Source organism: Vogesella mureinivorans (genome assembly GCF_007644035.1).
Taxonomy (GTDB): Bacteria; Pseudomonadota; Gammaproteobacteria; order Burkholderiales; family Chromobacteriaceae; genus Vogesella; species Vogesella mureinivorans.
This window is the reverse complement of the sequence record NZ_VMTV02000764.1, coordinates 1-306: the sequence shown is the minus strand read 5'-3', so window position 1 is coordinate 306 and position 306 is coordinate 1. Positions and strand designations below refer to the sequence as shown.

Below are 306 nucleotides of genomic sequence, written 5' to 3'. Positions count from 1 at the left end.
AATTACATCAGAAATTGTTGCATTCCAGATTCGTAGATTATTGCTTTCATTAATTGGTGTAAAGGCAACAGGCCAAGGGTTAAATGCGCGGATAGTGCGGTCAATTTCAATAGCAGATTTGCGCCAATCAATCTGGGCTTCTGCCTTAGTCAGTTTGTGGGCGTAAACGGTGAATTGTTCGTCTTGAACTTCACGTGCTTCTAAGTATTGTTGTAATTTTTGCTCTGATTCAAGCACTGTGCAGATTGCTTGTGCACCTTGAGTTGCAAGTTTTTCATACAAGCTTGCGGAAGTATCCATTGTTGT

Annotated in this window: 1 pseudogene; it reads right to left on the bottom strand. The window is 40.8% G+C overall.

What is annotated here, in order from left to right:
- Positions 1–306: pseudogene (locus tag FLQ44_RS18120) on the bottom strand (methionyl-tRNA formyltransferase); the annotation flags it as partial.